Below are 25,963 nucleotides of genomic sequence, written 5' to 3'. Positions count from 1 at the left end.
GCACCACCGGTTCCGTGCACGAGGGCGCACGCTGGCACGGAGGGTCAGGATGCCGGGGTGGCGCGCCTGCGGGCCCGGGAAGCGCGCAGATTCATCGTGTTGCCGCAGGTCCTCATGTCGTGCCAGACGCGGGTGCTGTTGCGCGACATGTCGTAGAACGCCGCGCCGCAGTCCGGGTTCATGCACGTCTTGAGCCGAGCCAACGTGCCGGTGTGCGAGGCGAGCACCGCTTCGAGGTAGACCAGCGAGGCGACGGCTTTCGCGCCGCCGCCACCGGGTGCGTACGTCAAACGGCCGTTGCAGTACGAGACGTCGGCGACCAGCGGATGCCGTGTCTGATCGTCGGCATCGTTCGTCAACCAGCTACGGACGTGGTCGCGGAGGGCGCGAAGCGGCGCGAGGTCCTCGCGGGCAAGCGAGATCCGAGGCGGGGGCTGACCGGTCTGCTCACCCCAGGTTCGCAACGAATCATCGAGCCAGCTCTGCGCGACGGTCTCGTCATCGAGCAGCTCGAGCGTCGGCGCGACCGGTACGCCCGTGGAGTTCAACAGATCCTGGACCACGCACAGACCGCCAGGAGCCAGTGCCACTCCGAGGCGTCGCGTGCTGCCTGAGGTGTCTTCAGCCGTCACGGAGCAATCGTAACGCCGAAAACGACACCACCGTAACCATGATGGCAATGTCACACGACATAGTCAAAGCGACTACGGTGGTGTCAGGCTGGCGTGGCCGTGAACGAACAAGCAACGGAGAAACCCAATGAACGTGTCGTTGACCGACAGAACCGCCCTCATCACCGGAGCCAGTGGTGGCATCGGCGCGGCCACCGCGCTGGCGCTCGCCTCCCAGGGGGCGAACGTCGCGCTGGTAGCTCGACGTAAGGACCGCCTCGACGACCTCGTGGAGCGCATCCGGGCCACTGGCGGCACCGCGATCGCGATCGAGGCGGACATCACCGACCGACTCCAGGCCACCGCCGCGGTGGAGCAGACGGTCGGGACCTTCGGCGGAGTGGACACCCTCGTCAACAACGCCGGCATCATGCTGCTCGGCCCCGCCGAGAGCGCCCCGGTCGAGGAATGGGACCGCATGATCGCCATCAACCTGCAGGGTCTGCTCTACACGACCCACGCCGCACTGCCGCACCTGCTCACCGCCGCCGAAGGCACTCGCGGCACCGCCGACATCGTCAACGTCAGCTCGCTCGCGGGCCGCTTCCCCGTGGCCGGATCGGCCGTCTACAGCCTGACCAAGCAGGGCGTCGGTGCCTTCAGTGAGGCGCTGCGCCAGGAAGTCAGCGGCCGACACGTGCGGGTCTCGGTGATCGAGCCAGGCCCGGTTGCCACCGATCTGTTCACCCATATCCGGCCGGAAGTGCTCGAGGCGAGCAGGGACTCGTGGGCGGACGCGACACTCCTGCACGCCGAGGACATCGCGGACACGATCACCTTCGTCGTGACTCGGCAGGCGCGCGTGGTCGTGAGCGAGCTGTTGGTCCGACCCGACGGAAGTCAGTGGTGAGCGCCCACACACCGGGCGCACGGATGACCCGGCACAACACCATCATCACCGGTGCCAGTTCAGGCCTCGGGCGTGGCCTGGCCTACGAGTTCGCCGCTCGTGGTCGGAACCTTGCGTTGTTCGCCCGACGTACCGACCGGCTGAAGGACATCCGCGACGACCTGTCCCGGCGGTTTCCGAACGTCACGGTCCTCATCCGAGCCCTCGATGTCACCGACGCCGAAGCGGTCGAACGCGAGTTCGTCCAGGTCGCCGACGAGCTCGGCGCACTCGACCGGGTCATCGTCAATGCCGGCGTGGGCTTCGGCAGCCGCATCGGCGACGGCAACTTCGCCGCGAACGCCGCCGTCCTGCGGACGAACGTGCTGGGGGCTCTCGCCCAATGCGAAAGCGCCATGCGCGCCATGCGCAGACAGGGACACGGCCACCTGGTGCTCATGTCCTCGGCTGCCGCGTTCCGGGGGGCACCCGGCAACATGGCCGCCTACGCCGCCTCCAAGTCGGCGGTGGCATCGCTCGGTGAAGCGATGCGGATCGACGTGCTCGACCAGCCGATCACCGTGACCACTCTCCATCCCGGCTATATCCGGACGGAGATGAACGAGGGCGTGGAGAATCTGCCCTTCATCATCGACGAGGAGCGCGGCACCCGACTCCTCGCCGCCGCCATCGAACGAGAACCGGCGAAAGCGTTCGTGCCGAACATCCCGTGGCGGCCACTGACGTCGATTCTCCGGCACCTGCCGGACCGCGCCGTCGCACGGCTCTCGTAGCCCAACTGCCCAGGGTCGACGCGGATGTCGACCCTGGGCACCTTGGTCAAGTGCCCTGATCGGGCGATGTCCGCCGACCAGCACCCCGGGGTCAATCCAGGGTGACCACCCAGCGGGCGCCCTCGCCCCGGGCCAGCCGATCGAACGCCGTGGGTGCCTCGTCCAACGAGACGGTGCCGCTGACCAGCACGCCCAGATCCAGCGCACCGGCGGCGAGTTCGGCAGCCAGCTCCGGCACCTCACGCTCCGGGTCGGACGAGCCGTACACCGAGGAGCGCAGCGTCCGCGCGGAGTGGAAGATGTCCAGCGCGCCGAGGCTGACCATGTCGTCCTTGGCACCCATGCCGACCACGGTCACCGCTCCCCCGCGCCGGGTGAGCCGCCAGGCCGCCCGGATGGTGGTGGCGCGACCGACGCACTCGAAGGCGTGGTCGACGCCCCGACCCTCGGTGCGCGCCCGTACCTCCTTGGAGAGCCGGTCGTCGGCGAGCAGGAAGTCGGTCGCACCGGCGGCGAGGGCGAGATCCCGCTTGGCCTCGGCGACGTCGACGGCCAGGATCGTCGTGGCGCCGGCCCGGCGAGCGGCGGCCAGCACGGCGAGGCCGACCCCGCCGAGGCCGACCACCGCGACCGACTCGCCGGCGGCCACACGGGCGGTGTTGTGGACCGCGCCGACACCGGTGAGCACCGCGCAGCCGAGCAGCGCGGCGCGCTCGGGCGGCAGACCGGCGGGGACGGGGATGACGGCGTTCTCGGGCACGACCACCGCCTCGGCGAGCGCACCGAGGCCGAGGGTCAGGTGCAGCGGTAGGCCGTCGTCGGTCTCGCCGCGCGGCACCGTCGGAGCCGTGGTGTCGGCGCAGAGCCACGGCTCGCCGCGCCGGCACCACCAGCAGGCCCGGCAGGCCGGCGCCCAGTTGAGCACCACCGGGGTGCCGACGGCCAGCCGGCTGCCCGGCCCGACCTCGGCCACCACGCCGGTCGCCTCGTGCCCGAGCACCAGCGGGAACCTCGCGGCGATGGTGCCGTTGACCATCGACAGGTCGGAGTGGCAGACACCGGCCGCCGTGATCGTCACCCGCACCTCGCCGGGGCCGGGAGCGGGCAGGCGTACCCGCTCGATCCGCAGCGCGGCGCCGGACCCCCGCGCGACCAGCGCGCGGACGGTGACCGGCCCGGGGCCCCCGGTCGGCACGGCCGGGGACTCCTCCGGGACGCTCATCGCTGGATCGCCTTCAGCTCGCAGAACTCCGCGAGACCGTGCACACCCAACTCGCGGCCGAGTCCGGACTGCTTGTAACCGCCGAACGGGGCGAGCGGGTTGAACGGCGCACCGTTGATGTCCACCGCTCCGGTACGCAGCCGGCGGGCCACCGCGAGCGCCGCGTCGGTGTCGGCGGACCAGACCGCGCCGGCCAGCCCGTAGCGCGAGTTGTTGGCGACGGCGACCGCCTCGTCGGTGTCGGCGAACGGGAGAACGGCGAGCACCGGGCCGAAGACCTCCTCCTGGGCGAGTGCGCTGTCCGGGTGCACGTCGGCGAAGACGGTCGGCGCGACGAAGTGCCCCTGCGACGGCACCGAAGCGTCCGGGCCGCCGGCGACCAGCCGGGCACCGTCGGCCAGGGCCTGGTCGACGTGGCCACGGACCCGTTGCGCCTGGGCTGCGGAGACCAGTGGGCCGAGGCGGGTGGCCGGGTCGAACGGGTCACCGAGGCGGTAGCCGGCCACCGCCGTGGCGATCAGGTCGAGCGCTTCGTCGTACCGGTCGCGGTGCACCAGCATCCGGGTCCACGCGGTACAGGTCTGCCCGGAGTTGAGCAGGGCGTTGCCGACGCCCACCTTGACCGCGGTGGCCAGGTCGGCGTCGGCGAGGATCACGTTGGCGGACTTGCCGCCCAGCTCCAGGGACACCCGGGCGATCCGGTCGGCGGCGAGCCGCATGATCCGGGCGCCGGTGGCGGTGGAGCCGGTGAACGACACCAGGTCGACGTCGGGATGCCCGGCCAGGGCCTCGCCGACCACCGGCCCGGTGCCGGTGACCAGGTTGAGCACCCCCGGCGGTAACCCGGCCTCGGTGACCGCGTCGAAGAGCAGGTACGCGGTCAGCGGGGTCAACTCACTGGGCTTGAGCACCACCGTGCAGCCGGCGGCCAGCGCGGGGGCCAACTTGGCCATCACCTGGTGCAGGGGGTAGTTCCACGGGGTGATCGCGCCGACCACGCCGATCGGCTCGCGGACGACGAGGGAGTTGCCGATGCTCTCCTCGACCGGTGGGCGGGCGGCGAGCGTGACATGGTCGCGCAGGACGGTCAGCGGCAACCCGACCTGCACCCGGGTGGCGAGCTTGAGCGGTGCGCCCAGCTCGACGGCGATGGTGCGGGCGAGGTCGTCGGCGCGCGCGGCGAGCGCGGCGTGCAGCCGGTCCAGGTGGGCGGACCGCTCGGCGGGGACGGTGGCCGACCAGCCGGGAAACGCGGCACGGGCCGCGGCGACCGCGCGGTCCACGTCCGCGGCCGTGCCGGCGGGCACCTGACCGACCAGCTCTCCGGTGCTCGGATTCTCCACGTCGATCAGATCGGTGCCGGCGGGCGACGTCCACTCACCGCCGAGGTGCAGGTGGCGCCGGAGGCGCAGGGCGTCGGGTAACTGCGACGGCGGCGCGGCGAGGTCCATGTCGTCCCTTCGGGGGTGGGCGATGGGCGATGGCGACGGGGTCGCGATGGGCGATGAAACTAGCGCTGGGAGTTTGGACGCTACCCCTTGGGCCGGACGGACTCCACCGTGCCGACGGTGCGGGCATGGTCGGCCGTGCCGACGGTGCGGGCGTACTCGGCGGCCAGCCCGTGCAGCAGTGCGTCCAGGCCGAGGGCGAAGGCGCCCTCGTCCACGCTCTGCTGGTGCTCGGCGAGGCGGTGCGCGTCGCGCAGGTGCGGGTAGTGCGCGGCGTACAGCTCCGGGTCCTCCACGAAGCCGCGGGCGAACGAGCCGAGGGCCGACCCGGCCACGAAGTAACGCAGGGCCGCGCCGATGTGGGTGGCCCGGGCCGGCGGCCAGCCGGCGCGGACCAGCCCGCCGTAGACCGCGTCGGCCATGGCCAGGGCGGCCGGTCGACGACCGGGACCCTGCGCCAGGTACGGCACGATGTTCGGGTGCGCGGTGAGCGCCCGCCGGTACGACCAGGCCCAGTCGCGCAGCGCCGCGACCCAGTCCCGGCTGGCGAAGCCTCCGGTGTCGACGGCCCCGGTGACCGTGTCGGCGACCGCGTCGAGGATCTCGTCCTTCGTGCCGAAATGGTTGTAGAGCGACGGGCCGCGGACGCCCAGCTCGGCGGCGAGCCGGCGGGTGGAGAAGGCGGGCAGGCCCTCGGCGTCGATGAGCGCGGTGGCGGTCTCGACGATCAGCTGCCGGGTGAGCCGGGGCTGGCGGGGTCGGGGCACTGCGCTCCTTGAGGTCTCGGCCGTCAGGTCTGGACGCGGGAAAACTTGCACCGCTAGTTTAAAGGTGACCGGCTGCGCCGACGCCAGGAGGACCACCGTGGACTTTTCGCTGACCGACGAGGAGCGGGCGGTACGGGACACCGTCCGATCGTTCATCCGCCGTGAGGTGATGCCGCTGGAGGCGGAGGTGCTCCGCCGGGAACGGGCACACCAACCGGGCCTGGACCACTCCGAGGTGCGCGAGCTACAACTCAAGGCGCGCAAGTTCGGCTTCTGGGGCCTGGCCACCCCGGAAGAGTACGGCGGGATGGACCTGCCGGCGGTGCTCCAGTCGTTGATCTGGACGGAGCTGGGCCACACGTTCGTGCCGTTCCGCTTCGGCGGCGAGGCGGACAACATCCTGTTCCACGCCACCGAGGAGCAGAAGCAGGAGTTCCTCATCCCGACCATCGAGGGCGAGCGGCGATCCTGTTTCGCGATCACCGAGCCCGGTGCCGGGTCGGACGCCGCGAACATCCGGCTGTCCGCCCGCCGCGACGGAGACGACTGGATCCTCGACGGCGAGAAGACCTTCATCACCGGTGGGCACGACGCCGACTTCGCCATCGTGGTCGCGGTGACCGACCGGGAGAAGGGTGCCCGCAACGGCGGGGCCACCGCGTTCCTGGTGGACCGGTCGATGGGCTGGCGCTCGGAGTTCATCCAGACCATGGGCGAGGGCGGGCCGGCGTCGCTCATCTTCGACGGCGTACGCGTGCCGCACCGCAACATCCTCGGCGAGATCGGGCAGGGCTTCACCCTCGGCATGGAGTGGATCGGCAAGGGCCGCTACACCATCCCGTCGCACGCCATCGGCATCGCCGAACGGGTGCTGCAGATGGCGATCGACTACGCCAACACCCGGGAGACCTTCGGCACGAAGATCGGCTCGAACCAGGCCATCCAGTGGATGATCGCCGACTCGGAGACCGAGCTGGAGGCGGCCCGCTGGCTGGTGCTGCGTTCCGCGTGGACGGTCGACCAGGGCCTCGACCCGCGGCACGCGTCGTCGATGGGCAAGCTCTACGGCGCCGGAATGGTCAACCGGGTGGTCGACCGGGTGCTCCAGATCCACGGCGGCATGGGCTACACCCGTGAGCTGCCCATCGAGCGCTGGTACCGACAGGTCCGGCTCTACCGGATCTTCGAGGGCACCGACGAGATGCAGCGCCTGATCATCTCCCGGGACCTGCTGCGCGGCTACACGAAGATCGGCGGCCACCTGGCCTGAGCCGGGTGCCGGACGGCGCCGAGGACGGCCGGCGGCGCGCCCGCCGTCCTCGGCACCCGGGTCAGCCGGTCAACGCCGTCAGCGCGGCGTCCACATCGGCCTCCGTGGAGTAGACGTGGAAGGAGGCCCGGACCCGTCCGGCGCGTACCGCCGCCCGGATGCCGGCCGCCGCGAGGCGCTGTTCCGCGTCGGGCACGTCCACGGTGACGATGGCGCTCTGTCCCGGCGGCTGGCCCAGCCCGGTCAGGAAGCGGTTGGCCAGCGCCACGTTGTGCGCCTGGATCGCCGGCACGCCGATCTGGCTGACGACCTCCAGGGCGGGTGCCGCCCCCACCCAGCTGAACCAGGCCGGTGAGATGTCGAACCGGCGGGCGTCGTCGGCCAGTCGCAACGGCAGGCCGTAGTAGGAGGCGTGCGGGTCGCGGCCCGCGTACCAGCCGGCGGCGTCGGGGCGCAGTCGTTCGCGCAGCTCCGGGGCCAGGTAGGAGAAGGCGGTCCCGCGCGGATTCATCAACCACTTGTAGCCGCCCACCGCCACCACGTCGGCCAGGCGCCCGTCGAACGGCAGCCAGCCGCACGCCTGGGTCGCGTCCACCACCACCAACGCGTCGTGCGCGCGGGCCGCGGCCACGATGTCGTCGTACGCGGCGACCGCGCCGTCGGCCGACTGCACCAGGCTGAACGCCACCAGGTCGGTGTCGGCGTCGATGGCGTCGACCAGCGACTCCGACGGCACCACGCGTACGGAGATGCCCCGCTCCTCCTGAACGAGCCAGGGAAACAGGTTGGAGGTGAACTCGACGTCCGGGACCACCACTGTCGCCCCGGCGGGCAACGCCGCCGCCACCGGCGCGAGCATCTGCGAGACGGAGGCGCCGACCGCCACGTCACCCTCCGGCACGCCGATCAGGCCGGCGAACGCGGCACGGGAGCGCCGCACCGAGTCGCCCCAGCCCTCCCACGAGGTGCTGCCGACCCGCCACTGGGCGAGCGCCTCCTGCAACACCGTCCACGCCGGCTCGGGCGGCAACCCGTAGGAGGCGGTGTTCAACCAACCGGGCTCCGGCTTCCACAACTGCTGCGCCTGCTCGATCTCCATGTCGTCGACGGTAGGCGGGCCGGTGTGCAACCGGCACGGCCAATCGGCGACCGGCGGCCTCAGCCCTGCCAAGCTCACCTGGCAGGTGTCGCTCGCAGTCCGTCGATAGTCAGCCCGAGGACGCGTTCGCGCTGGGCGTCGTCGACGTACGAGACGGTGCTGACGCCGGAGATCATGCGCAGGATCCATGCCATGTTGCCCCTTCTGCGTAAGTCACCGTCAGCGCGAATCGTCAACCTCGCCAGCGACTCGGCGATCTTCGCGAAGGCTACTGAAAAGGGCTCGATGTTCGCCCGCTCGCACGAGTCGTTCGCCTACTCCGCCACCAAGACCGCGGTGAACATGCTGACCGTGAAGTACGCCAACGCCTTCCTCGACGACCCCGAACTGGCGCACGTGAAGATCAATTCGGTGACACCGGGCTACGTCGCCACCGACCTGAACGACTTCAAGGGCGTGAAGACCACCGACGAGGGCGCGCGCGCCTCCGTTTACTGGGCCACCGTCGACGACGACGGGGAGACCGGCGGCTTCTTCGACGACAACGGTCCGGTGCCGTGGTGATTGCGGTCAGACCCTGACCTTGCTGCAAAGCGGCGAGCGGCGACGACGTGGCTCGTCACGGCCTGTCGCGGCGAACGGTCGGCCCGCCACCAGCCGGCCGGCGGATCCTGGCGACACTGTCGGCGAGACCGGCGAGCCACCTGTCGACTTCGACCAGGTGCCGGACCAGCTGAGGGTCTGCCTCACGCAGCAGCGGACGGATCCGGTCCAACTCCTCGGCACAGGTGGTCGCGGCAGGCGGCGGGCCGGAAGGCCGCCCGTCCGCCACCTCCTCGGCCAGATCGTCGTACGCCGAGCGCAGGTGCCCGGCGGTGTCCCGCAACAGCGCCGCCGCCGCGGGCCAGCCGGCGAGGCAGCCGGGCGGGTTGCGCCGCAGCAGCGACCCGGCGCCGGGCACCACGTGGTGCCCGGCGCTCAGGACGGCGTCCCAGTCGACCTGCCGTCGGTTCGGGTCGTGCCGCTCGGAGTGGTACTGGCAGTAGGACGAGTCGATCAGGACCATCCGCCGCCGGACCCGGTCGAGGGCGCGGTCGGGAGCCGACGCGCCGTCGAGCACCGCCTCGACGGTCTGCTCGACCGCGTCCGCGCTGGCCGCAAGGTAACGGGCAGCGTTGTGCCGCAGGTCGTGGCTCGCGCCGCGCGGCCACATGGCCACACCGGCGAGCACCCCGATCACCGCGCCGAGCAGTACATCGACGAGGCGCGCCTCGGCGAGCCGCCACCCTTCCGGGTGGAGCTGGGCGAAGACGACCGTCAGCAGCACGGTGAACAGCGCCTGTTGCCAGACCGGCCCGAGCAGCCGCCCGACGCCGAAGGCCAGGATCAACGTGGCCGGCAGGACGACGGCGTAGACGATCGGCTGGTCGACCACCAGCATCACCCCGCCGCTGACGACCGCACCGACGATCGTGCCCAGCACGGCCGGCCGCAGCGCGGTGCGGGTGTCGGCGGCCGAGGTACGCAGGACCGTGAGCGTGGCCAGCAGCACCCAGAAGCCGTGGGTCAGCTGCAACACTCCGGCCGCCACCCGGGCGACGGCGAGCGCCACGGCCAGCCGCAGCGAGCTGTGCAGGTGGGCGGAGCGCGGCGCCAGGTGCGAGCGGAACTGCCACCAGTACAGCCTCCACGGGCTGTGTCGGGCGTACTCGAAAAGCCCCGAGGAGGCGTCCTCGCCGTCCAGCCGGGACCCGGTGGCCAGCCGGGCGCCGACGGCGAAGACCCGCACCTGGTCGGCGAGGCCCAGCGCGGCGGCGTCCCGGCACAACCGGGGTACGTCCGCCGCGTCGGGGCCGTCGCCCTCGCCGGCGGGGTACGTCGCCTCGGCCCGCCCGATCGCGGCGTCCAGACCACCGAGGTGCACGGGTGCGCCGCCCGGTGTCAGGCTGCGGCCGGCGGCCCGGGTCGTGTCCGCGCCGACGCGTAGCAGTCGCGCGGCCGCCAGGTCCGGGATCGGCTCCGGTGGGGCGTCCGCCGCCAGCCGGTCCGCCTCGGCCAGCACGTCCCGCAACGCCGCCGCGCAGATCCGCAACGCACGGTCCTGGGCACCGGCCGCGGTGGGTGCCCACGCCGGAGGGTTGCGACCCAGATCGAGTGGGCCGACCACGTCGTACGCCCGCCCGCGTCGCGCGTCCCGGTCGGCGTCGCCGGAGTGCGGCTCGGTCAGCGCGCGGGCGGCGGTGTCGAGGAATGCCGCGACGCCGTCGGCTGCCTCGGCGAGTCGCTGCCGGTAGGAGACCGGCGTCGGGTCGGGCCAGAGGAGCACCTCCGCCGCGGCGAGGAGCACGATGGCGAGGGTGACGCCGCCGAGACGTTCCGGCAGGGTGCCCGGCTGGTACGGCGGGAAGGACGCCAGGATGTAGAAGAGGTGGAACGCGCTGGCCCACCCCACCAGTCGCGGGTTGACGACCCCGGCGAACGCCACGGCGAACCCGATGACCAGCATTCCGCCCGCCGCCGCCCACGTGCTCCAGGCCAACAGTGAACCCGCCGCGACCAGCGCCCAGATCGCTGGCAGGGAGGTGACCAGGATCCGTGCCCGTTGCGGCGCGGGACCGGGCAGCTGTGCGAACGACCCGGCGGCGATCGTGCCGAACAGACCGTACGTGGCGAGCACCGAACTGCCCGCGCCATAGCGGCAGCCGTAGAAGACGAGGGACGCGACGAGCGTCAGCCGGGCCGCGCGTCGCAGGACGGCGTGCCCCGGGTCACGGCGGCGAAGTCGGCCGAGGAGGCTGGTTGCGAGCACGCCTGCTCCCCCGGGTCCGTCGCGACAGCCCTCCCCCGGCCACCGATTCTCCCCGGAGCCTGCCGGGAACGCCGGGTTTCGCGACGAATCGACGCCGGGAGCCGACGAGTCAGCGTCGAACGCTGCGGAGCAGTCCGAGCCGGAGCGCACGGAGCAGGGTGCCGGGGCGGCCAAGGGTCGCCGGATGGTCGAGCATGGTGGTGACCCGACCCAGCCGGGCGTTGAGCACCGGATCGGTCAGCGAGGCCCGGAAGAGCAGGTCACCGAACCACTTGGTGACCCGGTACCCCGGCGGGTACGGCCCGTCGACGTGCGGAAGCTCGATGTCGGCGGTGGTGGAGACTTGCCAGGCGGCGTCGACGACCACCCGGACCTGGTCGAAGTACGCCCGCGCCGGCTCGTCGTGCGGCTTCGGGCCGGACCGCAGGTACGCCGACAGGCAGGAGGCGTGCAGCGTCGCGGAGGTCATGCCCTGGCCGTACACCGGGTTGAAGGACGCGACCGCGTCGCCGGCCGCGACCAACCCGGCCGGCAGCCGGTCGAGCTTGTGGAAGTCGCGGCGTCGGCTGTCCGCCTGGTGGTACGTGACCACCCCGCCCAGCATCTCCCCGTGCTCGGCGATGTCGCCGAACATCTGCGGGTAGTGCTCCCGGCAGCGTGCGGTGAAGTCCGCGACGTCGCGGCTGGGCCGGTCCTCGTCGTAACCGGCCACCAGCATGATCCAGCGGTCTCCCTCGACCGAGTTGATCCCGCCGATCCGGGCGGTACGCCCCTTACCGGCCATGGTGTGGAAGACCGCGACCCACGCGTCGCTGACCTTCTCGTCACGCCGGTACAGCGCCGTCGCGTAGTTCAGTTTGATCGGCATCCGTTGCATCGGCGGGCGGGGCCACCCGTGCCCGGCCAGCCAGTCACCGAGCCGGCTGGACCGTCCCATCGCGTCGACCACCAGGTCCGCCGGTGCGACGACCGCCTCGCCGCCGCCCTCGGGTACGTACCGCGCGGCGGTGACGCGCCGTTCGTCGAAGAGCAGGCCCTCCGCCCGGCCGTACACCATGCGGATGTTGTCCACGGCGAGGGTCCGCCGCCGGACCAACGCCTCCAGGAACGGACGGGTGGTGATCAGCGCCGGCCCGGTGCCGGTCGCCGCCGGCGGCAGCCCGAGCACGCCGTTGACGAAGACCTTCGCTGTGCCCTGGTCGCTCGGCGGTGGAGGGGCACCGAGCGCGAGCGCCTCGTCGGCGATGCCGGGAAACCAGCGTTCCAGCTGGACCTGCCCGGCGGGCAGCAGCGCGTGCACCTGACTGCCCTGCGGCACCCCCGGCCGAGGCCCGGCATCGACGTCGGACGGGTCCCGTTCGATGATCAGCACTTCCTCGGCGTGGTCGCTCAACACCCGGGCGGCCATCAGCCCGGCGATGCTGCCGCCGAGCACCACCGCACGTCGCATGACCACACGTGTCTCGGCCGGTCGTTCGGCAGTCGCTATCTGCGAGAACAGCCGGGACGGAGAGGGGGACATGCGATCACTCCTCGGACGGTCCGGGAACCAGGGCATCCACGACCGTAACCATCCGAGCGCCCGCCGTCAGCGCTCAGCGCTCCCGGTCGGCCCGCCAGTTCTGGTTGGCGTCGCCGGTGCACTGCCAGATCTGCGACCGGGCCAGGAGGACGGCAGGCCCGTCCGCAGTCCAGTGGCCGGCGACATATCCAGGCACTCACCCATCGAACGGACCGTGCCGGACAGCCGGCGGGCCCGGCTCGACCTCGACCTCGACGCCGGCGGTCCGGGCCCGATTCGAGGGCCGCCCGGTGGACACCACCGTCTACTGTCTACATGCTGCGTACCGACTAGCTCGCCGGCACCGTGCCCATCCTGCCGAGAGGTCGACGACATGCTGAACGCCGAGGACTTTCCGCCGTTCCAGCGGGCCGTGTCCCACGAGTCGCAACGTGGCCAACGCGTCTACGCGACCCTGATCGCGCTGCGACTGTCCCTGCTCCTGCTGGCCGCGCTCGCGGGGGTCGCCACCTGGAAGCTCGACGGCTTCGTCCTGGGTCCGGCGGTTGCCGCCGGCGCCTTCGCGGCCACCTCGATCGTCGAGGTCTTTCTGCTCACCAACCGCCCCAGCGAACGGTGGTATGTCGGAAGGGCCCTCTCGGAGTCCACCAAGTCCTTGACGTGGCGATTCGCCATAGCTGCACACCCCTTTCCCCGATCGCGAAGCGATTCGGAATGTTTCGCGGAATTCACCGGCCTCCTACTGGGCCTGACCAAGGACATGGCAGCCGCCGGACTGGCGGCCCCCGCCGTGACGGGTCAGCAGATCACGGAAGGAATGCGGGCACTTCGCGCCGCCCCGATCGAGGACCGCCGAAGGGCTTATCTGACCGGCCGCCTGGAGGGCCAGCGGGTCTGGTACGCCGAGCGCTCGTTGTCGAACCGCGCGCGGGCCAACCGTTGGTCGGTCAGCATGCTCGTACTGGAGATCGTGGGGTTGACCCTGGCCATCGCAAGGGTCGCCGGGCTGACCGAGATAGACCTGCTGGGAGTAGCCGCCGCAGCGGTCGCGGCGGGTGCGGCGTGGACGCAGACGCGGCAACACGGTGCGGTGGCGACCGCCTACGCGCTGGCCAGCCAGGAACTTGCCGCCATGGGGTCGCTCGCCACCCGGGTCAGCTCGGAGGCTGAGCTGTCGCAGTTCGTGAGTGACACGGAGACGGCGATCTCCCGGGAGCACACGATGTGGCGGGCACGCCGACGCTGACGGGCGGGCCGGCACAGGGACACGCTGGCTGGCCCCGGTGGCGCTGCCAGGGCGGACCGAAGCCGGCACCCAGATGATCTTGTAAGCTCATGCGGTGGTGCCACCGTGGCCCCGTCATGACAGCGACAAGAATCGAGGTAGCCCGTGCTTACCGTAGGCTCGGCGGACACCGCCGTAGTGCCCGCGGGTGAGCGGTTCGGGTTCTGGCACGATCTGGTGGCACGGGAGTCGGTGCCGATGCGCATCCACAGTGCCCACGCGGCGGACTTCCAGGCCCGGGCCGAGGTCATCAGCCTGGGCGAGGTCGTGCTGTCGGCCTGGCGGTACCCGTCCCTCGAAATGCAGCGGACCGGCACCTTCATCCGCCGCAGTGATCCTGAGATGTACCAGTTCGCACTCCCGCTGTCCGGGCACGGTGGGGTGGAGCAGGAGCGGCGGGCGAACCACTTCACCCCGGGGCACTTCGCCTTCGTCGACACGTCGCGACCGCATCAGTCGTCGCATCAGGGGCGGTCGCCGCACGACGGGCTGTTGACCACGCGGACGATCCTCGTCCCGCATGGCCTGCTGCCCGTGCACCCCAACAAGATCTCGGGACTGCTCGGCACGAACATCTCCGCCACCGAGGGAATCGGCGTGCTGCTCAGCCAGTTCGTCCACCAGGTGATGACCCATCCCGAGCAGTACCAGGAGAGCGACACCCCGGTCCTGAGCACCGTCGTACGGGACCTGATCGCCGCGATGGTCGCCCAGCAGTTGGACCTCACCGACGCACTACCGACCGAGGTACGCGGGCACAACCTTCGCATGCTGGTCAAGGCGTTCATCGACGAGCACCTCGGCGACCCGGACCTGTCGCCGGGCGCCGTCGCCGCCGCGCACCACGTCTCCCTCCGGAGCCTGCACCGCGCGTTCGAGGCCGAGGACCAGACGGTCGCCGAGATCATCCGCAGGAAGCGCCTGGATCGGTGCGCACGGGACCTGCGCGATCCCCTGCAGCGGGCGCGGCCCATCAACAGCATCGCCGCCCGCTGGGGTTTCCGCTCCCAGGCCCACTTCAGCAGGGTCTTCGCGGCGACGTTCGGGATGTCTCCCCAAGCGTTCCGCAACGCCCCGCGTGCCCACCCGTAGACCGAGACGGCGCTGACTCAGGACGGGCCGCGCGCGACGCGAAGGGCGCCAGCCATCCGCTTCGGCCGGCTCACCAGGTGTGCTGGTGAGCGGTATACCGCAGAGTCACAACTGTGACTCTGCGGTATACCGCTTCCTGTCGCATCCGCCTCCTCGGAGGTGACCGACGGTCACCGCCGGGGGCACCCGGACGATGTCAGGCCGGGACGCCAGCCTCCTCGGGGGACCGCCGTGGTGCCGTCTCGTCCTCGTCCGAGTCGTCGTGCTCGTCGAGCATCGTGGCCTCGTCGAACGGGTCGTCGCCGCGCAGCACCTCGGCGGCCCGGTTGCGGTCGAACTCCCCGGTCCACGTCCCCACCAGCACGGTTGCCACGGCGTTACCGGCGAAGTTGGTCAACGCCCGGGCCTCGGACATGAACCGGTCGATGCCGACGATCAGACCGACCCCGTCGACGAGGTCCGGCCGGTGCGACTGAAGTCCACCGGCCAGCGTGGCCAGACCGGCGCCGGTGACCCCGGCGGCACCCTTCGAGGCGATGATCATGAACAGCAGCAGCGAGATCTGCTCGCCGATCGAGAGCGGCTTGCCCAGCGCGTCGGCGATGAACAGCGACGCCATCGTCAGGTAGATCGCCGTGCCGTCCAGGTTGAAGGAGTACCCGGTCGGCACGGTGATGCCGACGACCGGCTTGCTGACCCCGAAGTGCTCCATCTTCGCGATCAGCCGCGGCAACGCCGACTCCGACGACGAGGTCGACAGGATCAGCAGGAACTCCCGGCCCAGGTAACGCAGCAGCGAGAAGATCGAGATCCGGGCCACGAACCAGAGCAGCGCGCCCAGGACCACCAACACGAAGATCAGGCAGGTCGCGTAGAAGCCGAGCATGATCTGGGCGAGGCTCTTGAGCGCGTCCAGGCCGGTGGCGCCGACCACGGCGGCCATGGCCCCGAACGCGCCCACCGGCGCCAGCCACATGATCATGGCGAGCACCTTGAACACGACCCGCTGGATGGCGGCGATCGCGCCGAGCACCGGCTCACCGCGTCGACCCATGGCCTGCACGGCGAAGCCGACCAGCAAGGCCACCAGCAGCGTCTGGAGCACCTCGCCCTCGGTGAGCGCGGAGAGCAGGGTGGTCGGGATGACCCCGAGCAGGAAGTCCGCCGTCCCGCCGGCCTCGTCGCCGGCGGTGGCCTTGCCCGCGCCGGCGAGGTCCTGGCCGAGGTCCAGGCCGGAGCCGGGATGGATGAGGTTGCCGACCACCAGGCCGATGGCGAGCGCGACCGTCGACATGGTGAGGAAGTAGCCGAGGGCGAGACCGCCCACCTTGCCGACCTTCGCGGCCTGCCGCACCGAGCCGACGCCGAGCACGATGGTGCAGAAGATGACCGGGCTGATCATCATCTTGATCAGGTTGACGAAGCCGGTGCCGATCGGCTTGAGTTCCTTGCCGAAATCGGGAGCGACCAGGCCGACCATGATGCCGGCGAGCACGGCCACGATGACGGCCAGGTAGAGGTAACGGGTACGGTCCCGGCGGACCGGAGGCGCCGCTGAGGTGGTGGATTCGGTGTCCATGTCAACAATGTGAAGTGCCTCTCACCCGTTGACAGCCTTGCGGTCATTCTGTTCACCGCGACAGCAACAACAGCGGAGCACGAGGAGGTGGTGGAGGGTGGCCCGACGCCAGTGGAGCATCGCGGGGCAACTCTTCGCCCTCCAGGCGGTGGTGGTGACGCTGCTCGTGCTGGCCGGGGCGGCGGGCGCCGTCTGGCTGGCCCGCAGCGACTCCCGCCAGGCCGCCCAGGAGGAGGTGCTCGCGGTGGCGCAGACCGTGGCCCGCTCCCCCGACGTCCGCGCGGCCCTCACCACCGCCGACCCGGCGAGCATCCTCCAGCCGTACGCCGAATCGACCCGGTCGGCGACGGGCACCGACTTCGTGGTGGTGATGGCCCCGGACCGCACCCGTTTCTCGCACCCCACCCCGCAGCGGATCGGTGAGCCGTTCGTCGGCGACATCGGGCCCGCCCTGGCCGGCCGCCCGTTCACCACCACGAACGTCGGCACGCTGGGCGAGTCGGTGCGCGCTGTGGTTCCGGTGTACGACGAGCAGCGGCGCATCGTCGGCCTGGTCTCGGTGGGCATCACCACCCGGGCGATCGACCGTAAGCTGCTGCGCCAGTTGCCGGTGCTGTTCGGTGTCGCCGCACCGGCTCTGGCGCTCGCCGCGACCGGCTCCTGGCTGCTCAGTCGCCGGCTTCGGCGGCAGACCCACGGTCTGGGCCCGGCGCAGATGACCCGGATGTACGAGTACTACGACGCGGTTCTGCACTCGGTCCGCGAGGGTCTCGTGGTGCTGACCACCGACCGGCGGGTGGCGCTGGTCAACGACGAGGGTCGCCGCCTGCTGGGTCTGGACGCCGACGCTTCGGTGATCGACCAGCCGGTCGCCGGGATCGACCTGCCGCCGGCGGTGGCCGAGTTGCTCGGATCCGGGCGCGACGCCCGCGACGAGCCGATCCTCGCCGGTGACCGGGTGCTCGTCGCCAACCAGCGGCCCGCCCGCTTCGAGGGCGCGGTGCTCGGCACCGTGCTGACCCTGCGCGACCAGACCGAGCTGCGCACCCTGGCCAGTGAGCTGGACTCGGTGCGCGCGTTGACGGAGGCGTTGCAGGCGCAGACCCACGAGTCGGCCAACCGGCTGCACACAGTGCTGACCCTGGTGGAGCTGGGCCGCGCCGACGAGGCCGTCCGGCTCGGCACCCGGGACCTGGCCCTCGCCCAGCAACTCACCGACCGGGTGGTCGGCGCGGTGACCGAGCCGGCGCTCGCCGCGCTGCTGCTGGGCAAGTCCGCGCAGGCCGGCGAGCGCGGAGTCGACCTCGTCGTCGAGCCGGACTGCCGCCTCGACGACAGCCCGCTGCCCACCGGCGACCTGCTCACCGTGGTCGGCAACCTGGTCGACAACGCCCTGGAGGCGGTGGCCGGCACACCTGCGCCCCGGCGGGTGCGCGTCTTCGTCGGCACTGTCGACGGCGAACTGGTGATCCGGGTCGGCGACAGCGGTCCCGGGCTGGCCCCGGAGCGGGTGGCGGACGCGTTCCGGCGAGGCTGGTCCACCAAGAGCACCGGGCGGGGCCTCGGCCTGGCCCTGGTCGGGCAGGTGGTCCGCCGGCACGGCGGTAACGCCGAGGTGACCAGCTCGGACGAAGGCGGCAGCCTGTTCACCGTCCGGCTGCCGGGCGGGCGGTCATGACCGACATCCGGGTGCTGGTCGTCGAGGACGAACCGCTGCTGGCCGAGGCGCACAGCGCGTACACCGAACGGGTTCCCGGTTTCGTGGTGGTCGGCGTGGCGCACACCGCGCGGGCGGCGATGGCGGCGCTGCGCGCGGGCGGCGGCGGCGACGTGGACCTCGTGCTCCTGGATTTTCGGCTGCCCGACCTGCACGGCCTGGACGTCTGCCGGGCGCTGCGCGCGGCCGGCAGCAGCGTCGACGTGCTCGCGGTGACCTCCGCGCGGGACCTGGCGGTGGTGCGCACCGCGGTGTCCCTCGGGGTGACCCACTACCTGCTCAAACCGTTCACGTTCGCCGCGTTCCGCGACAAGCTGGAGCGGTACGCGGACTACCGCGCGCAGGCGCTCGCCGCCGGCGAGGTGACCGCCCAGCACGACGTCGACCGGATGTTCGCCACCCTGCGCGGCACCGCCGGGCACAGCCTGCCCAAGGGGCTGGACGCGCAGACCCTCAATCGGGTACGCGCCGCCCTCAGCGACGGGACCGGCACCCAGGTGGGACTGTCGGCGACCGAGGTGAGCGCGGCGACCGGCATCTCCCGGGTGACCGCCCGCCGCTACCTGGAGTACCTGGTGACCATCGACCGCGCCGTTCGCCAACCCCGCTACGGCACCCCCGGCCGCCCCGAGGTCGAGTACCGCCCCAGGTGAGCAGAACCGCGGGCCGCGGGCCGCGTCAAGATCCGAGCAACTTCCCCGATGTTGCTGCCTCAGGGGCGCGTGACACAGCAACATCCCCGATGTTGCGCGGATCTTGCGCAGCGGCGCCGGGGCAGCGCGGGAACCCGGTGGCGGGGTGAAGATCCGTTGTTAGACTGGGTCCGTTGGGTCAGCGGTACGACCAGGGAGACCAGACATGGCGGGTGACGACGACATCTCCGGGTGAGACCGGATGTGTGCGGCCATCGGTTCGGCGCGTTGCGCGCAGCCGCGGTGGCCATGACGTCGTTCCACCGGTCCCGTTTGTCGTCGGGCGTGCTCGAACGCGCCCAACCCACCCTTTGAGGTCACTCGCATGTCTGATGCGTTCATCGTCTGCTCGAACCTGTCCTTCTCCTGGCCGGACGACACCCCGGTCTTCTCGGAGCTGTCTTTCACCGTTCCCGGCGGTCGCACCGGCCTGGTCGCGCCCAACGGCGCCGGCAAGAGCACCCTGCTGCGGCTGATCGCCGGGGAGCTGCGGCCCAGCGGCGGCAGCGTCACCGTCGACGGCCTGCTCGGTTACCTCCCGCAGACCCTCCCCCTGGCCGGCGACCTGGCCGTGGCGCAGGTGCTCGGCGTCGCCGAGCGGATCGCGGCACTGCACGCCATCGAGGCCGGCGACGCCAGCGAGGAGCACTTCGCCACGATCGGCGACGACTGGGACATCGAGGAGCGCACCCGCGGTGAACTGGACCGGCTCGGTCTGGGTGACCTGTCGCTCGACCGGCCGCTGCACACGCTCAGCGGCGGCCAGGTGGTCTCCCTCGGGCTGGCGGCGCAGCTGCTGCGCCGCCCGGACGTGCTGCTGCTCGACGAGCCGACCAACAACCTGGACCTGGAGGCCCGGCACAAGCTCTACGACGTGCTCACCGACTGGTCCGGGTGCCTGCTGCTGGTCAGCCACGACCGGGAACTGCTGGACCGGATGGACCGCATCGCCGAGTTGGAGCGCGGCGAGATCCGCTGGTACGGGGGCAACTTCACCGCGTACACCGAGGCGGTGCAGGCGGCCCGGGAGGTGGCCGAGAGCAACCTGCGCAACGCCGAGCAGGAGGTGAAGCGGGAGAAGCGGGAGATGCAGCAGGCCCGGGAGCGCGCCGACCGAAGGGCCAGCAACGCCTCCAAGAACCTGAAGAACGCCGGCCTGGCCCGGATCGTCGCCGGCGGTCTCAAGCGCAGCGCGCAGGAGTCGGCGGGCAAGGCCCAGGAAACGCACTCCAGCCGGCTCGGTCAGGCCAAGGCCCGACTGGACGAGGCCGGTCGGGCGGTCCGCGAGGAGGACCGCATCGTCGTGGACCTGCCGGACACCACCGTCCCGACCGGACGGACGGTCTTCACCGGTACGGGGATGCGCGCCCGCTTCGACGACCGGGACCTGTTCGGCGACGACGGCGCCGACCTGGTGATCCGAGGTCCGGAACGGATCGCTCTCACCGGGGCGAACGGCGTCGGCAAGTCGACCCTGCTGCGCCTGGTCAACGGCGACCTCGAACCGGCCGGCGGGGACGTCAAACGAGCCGACGGGCGGATCGCGTACCTGTCGCAGCGGCTGGACCTGCTGGACCTCGACCGGACGGTGGCGGAGAACTTCGCCGCGTACGCGCCGAGCCTGCCGGACGCCCGGCGGATGAACCTGCTCGCCCGGTTCCTGTTCCGGGGCACCCGGGTCAACCTGCCCGTCGGGGTGCTCTCCGGCGGTGAGCGGCTGCGCGCGACCCTCGCCTGTGTGCTCTGCGCCGAGCCGGCCCCGCAACTGCTGCTGCTCGACGAGCCGACCAACAACCTGGACCTGGTCAGCGTCGCCCAGTTGGAGAGCGCGCTGTCCGCGTACCGGGGCGCGTTCGTGGTGGTCAGCCACGACGAACGGTTCCTCGCCGAGATCGGCGTGCAGCGCTGGCTGCGGCTGGCCGACGGCCAACTGCGCGAGATCGCCGCCCCCGACCGGGGTTGAACCCGGCGGCCGCCCGCGGCCCGGCCCGGTGATGACGCCGGACGGGCCGCGGACCGGTCAGCTCACGTTGGCCGGGCCGAGGACGCTCTTCAGGTCACCCATCAGCGCGGTCGTCGCCGCCACCCGGAACGGGCCCAGCCGCAGGGTGGTGGTGCGCCCGCCGTTGAGGAGTTTGACGTGCACCTCGGTGTCGCCGGGGTGCAGCACCAGGGTTTCCTTGAGCTTCTCCATCAGCGGCGGCGTGCAGCGGTGCACCGGGATGGTGAGGGTGACCGGCTTGTTGGTGGCGCTGGTGCTGACGTCCGGCATGGACATGTCCATCGCCATGATCCGGGGGGTGTCGTCGCGGCGGTCCACCCGACCCTTGACCACCACGATGGCGTCCTCGGCGATGTACTGCCCGATCACCTCGTAGGTGTTGGGGAAGAACAGCGCCTCCACCCCACCGGCCAGATCCTCCAGGGTGGCCGACGCCCAGGCGCGGCCCTGCTTGGTGACCCGGCGCTGCACCCCGGAGAGGATGCCGGCGAGGGTGACCACCGCCCCGTCGGGCACCGCGCCCTCCTCGGCCAGGGCGGCGATGGTGGTGTCGGCCGCCGCGCCGAGGATGTGCTCCAGGCCGAACAGCGGGTGGTCGGAGACGTACAGGCCGAGCATCTCCCGCTCGAAGGCCAACTTGTCGCGCTTGTCCCACTCGCTGTCACCGATGACCGGCATCACCGTCGTACTGCCGGTGTCGGCGTCACCGAAGCCCGCGCCGAACAGGTCGTACTGGCCGACCGCCTCCTTGCGCTTGACGTCGGCGTACGCGTCGATGGCGTCGGCGTGCACCGCGAGCAGCCCCTTGCGGGGATGGCCGAGGGAGTCGAACGCGCCTGCCTTGATCAGGGATTCGATGGTCTTCTTGTTGCAGACCACCGCGTCCACCTTGGACAGGAAGTCGTAGAAGTCGGCGTAGTCGCCCTTCTCGTCGCGGCAGCGCATGATCGAGGCGACCACGTTCGCGCCGACGTTGCGGACGGCGGCCAGGCCGAAACGGATGTCCTTGCCGACCGGGGTGAACGGCCCGGCCGAGGTGTTCACGTCCGGCGGCAGCACCTGGATGCGCATCCGGCGACACTCGGACAGGTAGAGCGCCATCTTGTCCTTGTCGTCACCGACGGAGGTCAGCAGCCCGGCCATGTACTCGGCCGGGTAGTGCGCCTTCAGGTACGCCGTCCAGTAGGAGACCAGACCGTACGCGGCGGAGTGCGCCTTGTTGAAGGCGTACCCGGCGAACGGCACCAGGACGTCCCACACCGCCTGGATCGCCTCGTCGGAGTAGCCGCGCTCGCGGCAGCCGTCCCGGAACGGGATGAACTCCTTGTCGAGGATCTCCTTCTTCTTCTTACCCATGGCCCGGCGCAGCAGGTCCGCCTGACCGAGGCTGTAGCCGGCGAGGATCTGCGCGGCGCGCTGCACCTGCTCCTGGTAGACGATCAGGCCGTGGGTGGGTGCCAGGATCTCCCGCAGCGGCTCCTCCAGCTCCGGGTGGATCGGCGTGATCTCCTGGAGGCCGTTCTTGCGCAGCGCGTAGTTGGTGTGCGAGTCGACGCCCATCGGGCCGGGCCGGTACAGGGCCAGGACGGCGGAGATGTCCTCGAAGTTGTCCGGCTTCATCAACCGCAGCAGTGAGCGCATCGGCCCACCGTCGAGCTGGAACACACCCAGGGTGTCACCGCGGGCCAGCAGCTCGTACGCGGCCGGGTCGTCCAGCGGAAGGGCCAGCAGGTCGAGCTTGAGGCCGTGGTTCAGCTCGATGTTCTTGACCGCGTCGTCGATGATCGTCAGGTTGCGCAGGCCGAGGAAGTCCATCTTCAGCAGGCCGAGCGACTCGCAGGTCGGGTAGTCGAACTGCGTGATGATCGCCCCGTCGGCGTCGCGGCGCATCAACGGGATGTGCTCGATGATCGGCTCGGCGGACATGATGACGCCGGCGGCGTGCACACCGGTCTGCCGGATCAACCCCTCGATGCCCTTCGCGGTGTCGATCACCTTGCGGACGTCCGGGTCGGAGTCGTACAGGCCACGGATCTCGCCGGCCTCGGCGTACCGGGGGTGCTTGGTGTCGAAGATGCCGGTGAGCGGGATGTCCTTGCCCATCACCGCCGGGGGCATCGCCTTGGTGATCCGGTCGCCGACCGCGTACGGGTAACCGAGGACCCGGGCCGAGTCCTTGATCGCGGCCTTCGCCTTGATCGTGCCGAAGGTGGCGATCTGGGCGACCTTGTCCTCACCCCACTTGTCGGTAACGTACTTGATCACCTCACCGCGCCGACGCTCGTCGAAGTCGATGTCGACATCCGGCATCGAGACCCGCTCGGGGTTCAGGAACCGCTCGAAGATCAGGCCGTGCTGGATCGGGTCCAGGTCGGTGATGCCCAGCGCGTACGCGACCAGGGAGCCGGCGGCCGAACCACGGCCCGGGCCCACCGAGATGCCCTGACTCTTGGCCCACTGGATGAAGTCGGCGACCACGAGGAAGTACGACGGGAAACCCATCTGGTTGATGACACCCAGCTCGTACTCCGCCTGGACGACGTGCCCCTCCGGGATGCCGTTCGGGTAGCGGCGGCCCAGGCCGGCGAAGGTCTCCTTGCGGAACCAGGATTCCTCGGTCTCCCCCTCGGGGACCGGGAAGCGCGGCATCAGGTTGTGGAACTCGAACATGCCCTTCGGGTCGACCTTCTCGGCGACCAGCAGCGTGTTGCGGCAGCCCTCCTGCCACAGCTCCGACGAGTCCACCGCGCGCATCTGGTCGGCGCTCTTGATGAAGTAGCCGCCACCCTCGAACCGGAACCGGTTCGGGTCGTCGATGTTGCTGCCGGTCTGCACGCAGAGCAGCACGTCGTGGGCGGTGGCCTGGGCCTCGTGGGTGTAGTGCGAGTCGTTGGTGACGACCGGCGGGATGTCCAGCTTGCGGGCGATCTCGGTGAGCCCCTCGCGGACCCGGCTCTCGATGGAGAGGCCGTGATCCATGATCTCCAGGAAGTAGTTGTCCTTGCCGAAGATGTCCTGGTAGCTGGCGGCGACCTTGAGCGCCTCGTCGAACTGACCCAGCCGCAGCCGGGTCTGCACCGCGCCGGACGGGCAGCCGGTGGTGGCCATGATCCCCTCGGCGTGCTCGGCGATCAGCTCCATGTCCATCCGGGGCCACTTGACGTAGTGCCCCTCGATGGACGCGCGCGAGTTGAGGGTGAACAGGTTCTTCAGGCCCTGCGCGTTCTTCGCCCACATGGTCTTGTGGGTGATCGCGCCGTTACCGGAGATGTCGTCGCTCTTCTGCTCCGGCCGACCCCACTTGACCCGCGCCTTGTGATAGCGCGACTCCGGCGCCACGTACGCCTCGACGCCCAGGATCGGGGTGATCCCGGCGGCCATCGCCTGGTTGTAGAAGTCGTTCGCGCCGTGCATGTTGCCGTGGTCGGTGATCGCCACGGCGGACATGCCGAGCCGGTTGGCCTCGGCGAACAGGTCCTTCAGGCGGGCCGCTCCGTCGAGCATCGAGTATTCCGTGTGCACGTGCAGATGCGCGAACGAATCGGCCATGCGTGGCGCCCCCCGGCATTGTGGATCTTGTTGGTCGGAGCCGACCGGGACCTACCCTACCGAGGTGATCTCGGCGGCTCCACCGGCCGCGCCGCCCGTGTGTCGGCGGCCTCGGTCCTGGGCACGACGATCCGCTCAGAGGTCCATCGCGTAGACCCGGACCCGGCGGCCGGTGTCCGGCTGTACGGTCTCGCGCTCCAGCGACATCCCCAGCTTGATCATCACCCGCGCGGACGCCTCGTTGCCGACGACGTGGATGCTGACCAGTCGCCGCAGGTCGAGCTCGGCACGAGCGTGGGCGACGACCGCCTGGGCCGCCTCGGTGGCCAGACCCCGGCCCCAGTACGCGCGGCCGAGCCGCCAGCCGATCTCCACCGCCGGCATGATCTCGGGCAGGAAGGTCGGCACCGCCAGTCCGGTGAAACCGGCCAGCTCGCCCGTCTCTCTGATCTCCACCGCGTACAGGCCGAAGCCCCGCTCGTCCCAGTGCCGCCGGTAGGTGGCCAGACGCTCCGCGGTCGCGGCCCGGTCCAGGGTGCGGCCGTCATGGATGTAGCGCATCACCTCGGGTTGCGCGTTGACGGCGGCGAACCCGTCCAGATCATCGCTGTGCCAGCGGCGCAGCAGCAGCCGCGGAGTCTCCAGGGACCGGGCATGAAGAGGGCCTGTCAGGTGAGGCGCGTCCCCTTCGCGCCCGCCCGATCCAGCCCGACGGAACCGCGCGACAGTCTCACCGTGCTCCATCGGGTGGACGCTACCCGTTGAGCGACAGCCGGGGCGTCCCGCAGGACCCACCGGCCCGGTCGGGCCCGCGCCCCTTCGACGTCGGCTAATGAGCCTAGGCTCGTCAGCATGGCGAGGTACTACGACGTGCACCCGGAGAACCCGCAGCCCCGGATCATCGGCCAGGTCGCCGACCTGATCCGCGGTGGAGGGCTGGTCGCCTATCCGACGGATTCCTGTTACGCGTTCGGCATCCAGCTGGGCAACCAGGACGGGTTGGACCGGATCCGGCAGATCCGCCACCTCGACGACAGGCACCACTTCACCCTGGTCTGCCGCGACTTCGCGCAGCTCGGCCAGTTCGTCCAGATCAGCAATGCGGTGTTCCGACTGGTCAAGGCGTCCACCCCGGGCAGTTACACGTTCATCCTGCCGGCCACCCGTGAGGTGCCCCGCCGGATGCTGCACCCCAGAAAGCGCACAGTCGGTGTCCGCGTACCCCGGCACACGGTGACCCAGGCGCTGCTGGCCGAGCTGGCCGAGCCGCTGGTGTCGAGCACGCTTGTGCTTCCCGGCGACGACGAGCCGATGACCCAGGGCTGGGAGATCAAGGAACGGCTCGACCACCAGCTCGACGCGGTGCTGGACGCCGGCGACTGCGGCAAGGAGCCGACGACGGTGATCGACCTGTCCGGGTCGGAGCCGGAGATCCTGCGCCGGGGCGCGGGAGACGTGTCCCGCTTCGAGTAGCACGTACGACGCGGCGAGCGCGTCGCTCGACCACCTGGCCCGACGCCCCCTGGGCGCCGGGCCACCCTCATGTGCGCCCTCCTTTGCTCTGCTGCCACATCCGCACCGCCCGGCAGCGACCTCGGTGGCGCATCCGCAGCAGC

21 protein-coding genes are annotated in these 25,963 nt (G+C 71.0%); 10 read left to right on the top strand and 11 right to left on the bottom strand.

Annotated features, from left to right (window positions below):
- Positions 1-44 precede the first annotated feature (44 nt).
- A complete protein-coding gene (locus tag O7614_RS12920) occupies positions 45-632 on the bottom strand; it encodes a CGNR zinc finger domain-containing protein (RefSeq protein ID WP_278138697.1) in 588 nt (195 codons plus the stop codon).
- A gap of 127 nt (positions 633-759) precedes the next feature.
- On the opposite strand from O7614_RS12920, the gene O7614_RS12915 reads away from it, so the two are divergent.
- Positions 760-1,521, top strand: coding sequence for an SDR family NAD(P)-dependent oxidoreductase (locus O7614_RS12915; protein ID WP_278138696.1), 762 nt, complete (start codon positions 760-762; stop codon positions 1,519-1,521).
- Positions 1,522-1,544: 23 nt separating this feature from the next.
- Positions 1,545-2,294, top strand: a complete 750-nt coding sequence (locus O7614_RS12910) for an SDR family oxidoreductase (RefSeq protein WP_278138695.1) — start codon at positions 1,545-1,547, stop codon at positions 2,292-2,294.
- A 91-nt stretch (positions 2,295-2,385) separates the two neighbouring features.
- On the opposite strand, the gene O7614_RS12905 is transcribed toward O7614_RS12910, so the two are convergent.
- The 3 genes from O7614_RS12905 to O7614_RS12895 form a co-directional block, all read right to left on the bottom strand.
- Positions 2,386-3,516 carry a zinc-binding dehydrogenase gene (locus tag O7614_RS12905; RefSeq protein ID WP_278138694.1) on the bottom strand — a complete coding sequence of 377 codons (1,131 nt, stop codon included), beginning with the start codon at positions 3,514-3,516 and terminating at the stop codon, positions 2,386-2,388.
- A complete protein-coding gene (locus tag O7614_RS12900) occupies positions 3,513-4,967 on the bottom strand; it encodes an aldehyde dehydrogenase family protein (RefSeq protein ID WP_278138693.1) in 1,455 nt (484 codons plus the stop codon). Before O7614_RS12900 ends, O7614_RS12905 begins: the two co-directional genes overlap by 4 nt.
- Before the next feature lie 80 nt (positions 4,968-5,047).
- Complete coding sequence (locus O7614_RS12895; RefSeq protein ID WP_278138692.1) at positions 5,048-5,731, bottom strand: TetR/AcrR family transcriptional regulator C-terminal domain-containing protein; 684 nt, start codon at positions 5,729-5,731, stop codon at positions 5,048-5,050.
- A gap of 97 nt (positions 5,732-5,828) precedes the next feature.
- Here O7614_RS12895 and O7614_RS12890 point away from each other — a divergent pair, with 97 nt between their 5' ends.
- Complete coding sequence (locus O7614_RS12890) at positions 5,829-7,001, top strand: acyl-CoA dehydrogenase family protein (RefSeq protein ID WP_278138691.1); 1,173 nt, start codon at positions 5,829-5,831, stop codon at positions 6,999-7,001.
- Positions 7,002-7,062: 61 nt separating this feature from the next.
- Here O7614_RS12890 and O7614_RS12885 read toward each other — a convergent pair whose 3' ends face one another.
- On the bottom strand, positions 7,063-8,100 hold the full coding sequence (locus O7614_RS12885) for an aminotransferase class V-fold PLP-dependent enzyme (RefSeq protein ID WP_278138690.1): 1,038 nt from the start codon (positions 8,098-8,100) through the stop codon (positions 7,063-7,065).
- A gap of 192 nt (positions 8,101-8,292) precedes the next feature.
- Here O7614_RS12885 and O7614_RS12880 point away from each other — a divergent pair, with 192 nt between their 5' ends.
- Positions 8,293-8,664, top strand: a complete 372-nt coding sequence (locus O7614_RS12880; protein WP_278138689.1) for an SDR family NAD(P)-dependent oxidoreductase — start codon at positions 8,293-8,295, stop codon at positions 8,662-8,664.
- A 55-nt stretch (positions 8,665-8,719) separates the two neighbouring features.
- Here O7614_RS12880 and O7614_RS12875 read toward each other — a convergent pair whose 3' ends face one another.
- The 3 genes from O7614_RS12875 to O7614_RS12865 form a co-directional block, all read right to left on the bottom strand.
- Positions 8,720-10,909 carry an FUSC family protein gene (locus tag O7614_RS12875; protein WP_278138688.1) on the bottom strand — a complete coding sequence of 730 codons (2,190 nt, stop codon included), beginning with the start codon at positions 10,907-10,909 and terminating at the stop codon, positions 8,720-8,722.
- Positions 10,910-11,018: 109 nt separating this feature from the next.
- Entirely contained in the window at positions 11,019-12,431 is a 1,413-nt protein-coding gene (locus O7614_RS12870; RefSeq protein ID WP_278138687.1) for an FAD-dependent monooxygenase, read from the bottom strand.
- Positions 12,432-12,504: 73 nt separating this feature from the next.
- Positions 12,505-12,627, bottom strand: a complete 123-nt coding sequence (locus tag O7614_RS12865; protein ID WP_278138686.1) for a hypothetical protein — start codon at positions 12,625-12,627, stop codon at positions 12,505-12,507.
- Between the two features lie 177 nt (positions 12,628-12,804).
- On the opposite strand from O7614_RS12865, the gene O7614_RS12860 reads away from it, so the two are divergent.
- Complete coding sequence (locus O7614_RS12860; RefSeq protein ID WP_278138685.1) at positions 12,805-13,677, top strand: DUF4231 domain-containing protein; 873 nt, start codon at positions 12,805-12,807, stop codon at positions 13,675-13,677.
- A gap of 144 nt (positions 13,678-13,821) precedes the next feature.
- Complete coding sequence (locus O7614_RS12855; RefSeq protein WP_347404347.1) at positions 13,822-14,808, top strand: helix-turn-helix domain-containing protein; 987 nt, start codon at positions 13,822-13,824, stop codon at positions 14,806-14,808.
- A 196-nt stretch (positions 14,809-15,004) separates the two neighbouring features.
- Here O7614_RS12855 and O7614_RS12850 read toward each other — a convergent pair whose 3' ends face one another.
- On the bottom strand, positions 15,005-16,387 hold the full coding sequence (locus tag O7614_RS12850; protein WP_278138684.1) for a cation:dicarboxylase symporter family transporter: 1,383 nt from the start codon (positions 16,385-16,387) through the stop codon (positions 15,005-15,007).
- Between the two features lie 97 nt (positions 16,388-16,484).
- Between O7614_RS12850 and O7614_RS12845 the strand changes: the two genes are divergently transcribed.
- From O7614_RS12845 to abc-f, 3 genes are all read left to right on the top strand, one after another.
- Positions 16,485-18,065, top strand: coding sequence for a sensor histidine kinase (locus tag O7614_RS12845; protein ID WP_278138683.1), 1,581 nt, complete (start codon positions 16,485-16,487; stop codon positions 18,063-18,065).
- Positions 18,062-18,757, top strand: coding sequence for a response regulator (locus O7614_RS12840; protein WP_278138682.1), 696 nt, complete (start codon positions 18,062-18,064; stop codon positions 18,755-18,757). The genes O7614_RS12845 and O7614_RS12840 overlap by 4 nt, the downstream gene beginning before the upstream one ends.
- A gap of 364 nt (positions 18,758-19,121) precedes the next feature.
- Positions 19,122-20,759: a ribosomal protection-like ABC-F family protein gene (gene abc-f, locus O7614_RS12835; protein ID WP_278138681.1), complete on the top strand. Its 1,638-nt coding sequence runs from the start codon at positions 19,122-19,124 to the stop codon at positions 20,757-20,759.
- Positions 20,760-20,816: 57 nt separating this feature from the next.
- Here abc-f and dnaE read toward each other — a convergent pair whose 3' ends face one another.
- Both dnaE and O7614_RS12825 read right to left on the bottom strand, forming a co-directional pair.
- Complete coding sequence (dnaE, locus tag O7614_RS12830; protein ID WP_278138680.1) at positions 20,817-24,347, bottom strand: DNA polymerase III subunit alpha; 3,531 nt, start codon at positions 24,345-24,347, stop codon at positions 20,817-20,819.
- 135 nt (positions 24,348-24,482) lie between these two features.
- Positions 24,483-25,091 carry a GNAT family N-acetyltransferase gene (locus O7614_RS12825; RefSeq protein ID WP_278138679.1) on the bottom strand — a complete coding sequence of 203 codons (609 nt, stop codon included), beginning with the start codon at positions 25,089-25,091 and terminating at the stop codon, positions 24,483-24,485.
- Between the two features lie 108 nt (positions 25,092-25,199).
- On the opposite strand from O7614_RS12825, the gene O7614_RS12820 reads away from it, so the two are divergent.
- The gene (locus tag O7614_RS12820; protein WP_278138678.1) at positions 25,200-25,820 is read left to right on the top strand and encodes an L-threonylcarbamoyladenylate synthase; all 621 of its coding nucleotides are present in this window, start codon (positions 25,200-25,202) and stop codon (positions 25,818-25,820) included.
- Positions 25,821-25,963 lie beyond the last annotated feature (143 nt).

It is taken from the genome of Micromonospora sp. WMMD961, assembly GCF_029626145.1.
Taxonomy (GTDB): Bacteria; Actinomycetota; Actinomycetes; order Mycobacteriales; family Micromonosporaceae; genus Micromonospora.
The sequence above is the reverse complement of the archived record's forward strand: the minus strand, read 5'-3'. Positions and strand labels throughout refer to the sequence as shown.

What these genes read in the sequence shown, in the direction of transcription:
- O7614_RS12885 (WP_278138690.1), bottom strand. Translation starts at nt 8,100, where the DNA reads ATGGAGATCGAGCAGGCGCAGCAGTTGTGGAAGCCGGAGCCCGGTTGG.
- O7614_RS12910 (WP_278138695.1), top strand. Translation starts at nt 1,545, where the DNA reads ATGACCCGGCACAACACCATCATCACCGGTGCCAGTTCAGGCCTCGGG.
- O7614_RS12880 (WP_278138689.1), top strand. Translation starts at nt 8,293, where the DNA reads ATGTTGCCCCTTCTGCGTAAGTCACCGTCAGCGCGAATCGTCAACCTC.
- O7614_RS12840 (WP_278138682.1), top strand. Translation starts at nt 18,062, where the DNA reads ATGACCGACATCCGGGTGCTGGTCGTCGAGGACGAACCGCTGCTGGCC.
- O7614_RS12900 (WP_278138693.1), bottom strand. Translation starts at nt 4,967, where the DNA reads ATGGACCTCGCCGCGCCGCCGTCGCAGTTACCCGACGCCCTGCGCCTC.
- abc-f (WP_278138681.1), top strand. Translation starts at nt 19,122, where the DNA reads ATGTCTGATGCGTTCATCGTCTGCTCGAACCTGTCCTTCTCCTGGCCG.
- O7614_RS12860 (WP_278138685.1), top strand. Translation starts at nt 12,805, where the DNA reads ATGCTGAACGCCGAGGACTTTCCGCCGTTCCAGCGGGCCGTGTCCCAC.
- dnaE (WP_278138680.1), bottom strand. Translation starts at nt 24,347, where the DNA reads ATGGCCGATTCGTTCGCGCATCTGCACGTGCACACGGAATACTCGATG.
- O7614_RS12870 (WP_278138687.1), bottom strand. Translation starts at nt 12,431, where the DNA reads ATGTCCCCCTCTCCGTCCCGGCTGTTCTCGCAGATAGCGACTGCCGAA.
- O7614_RS12820 (WP_278138678.1), top strand. Translation starts at nt 25,200, where the DNA reads ATGGCGAGGTACTACGACGTGCACCCGGAGAACCCGCAGCCCCGGATC.
- O7614_RS12825 (WP_278138679.1), bottom strand. Translation starts at nt 25,091, where the DNA reads ATGGAGCACGGTGAGACTGTCGCGCGGTTCCGTCGGGCTGGATCGGGC.
- O7614_RS12850 (WP_278138684.1), bottom strand. Translation starts at nt 16,387, where the DNA reads ATGGACACCGAATCCACCACCTCAGCGGCGCCTCCGGTCCGCCGGGAC.
- O7614_RS12915 (WP_278138696.1), top strand. Translation starts at nt 760, where the DNA reads ATGAACGTGTCGTTGACCGACAGAACCGCCCTCATCACCGGAGCCAGT.
- O7614_RS12905 (WP_278138694.1), bottom strand. Translation starts at nt 3,516, where the DNA reads ATGAGCGTCCCGGAGGAGTCCCCGGCCGTGCCGACCGGGGGCCCCGGG.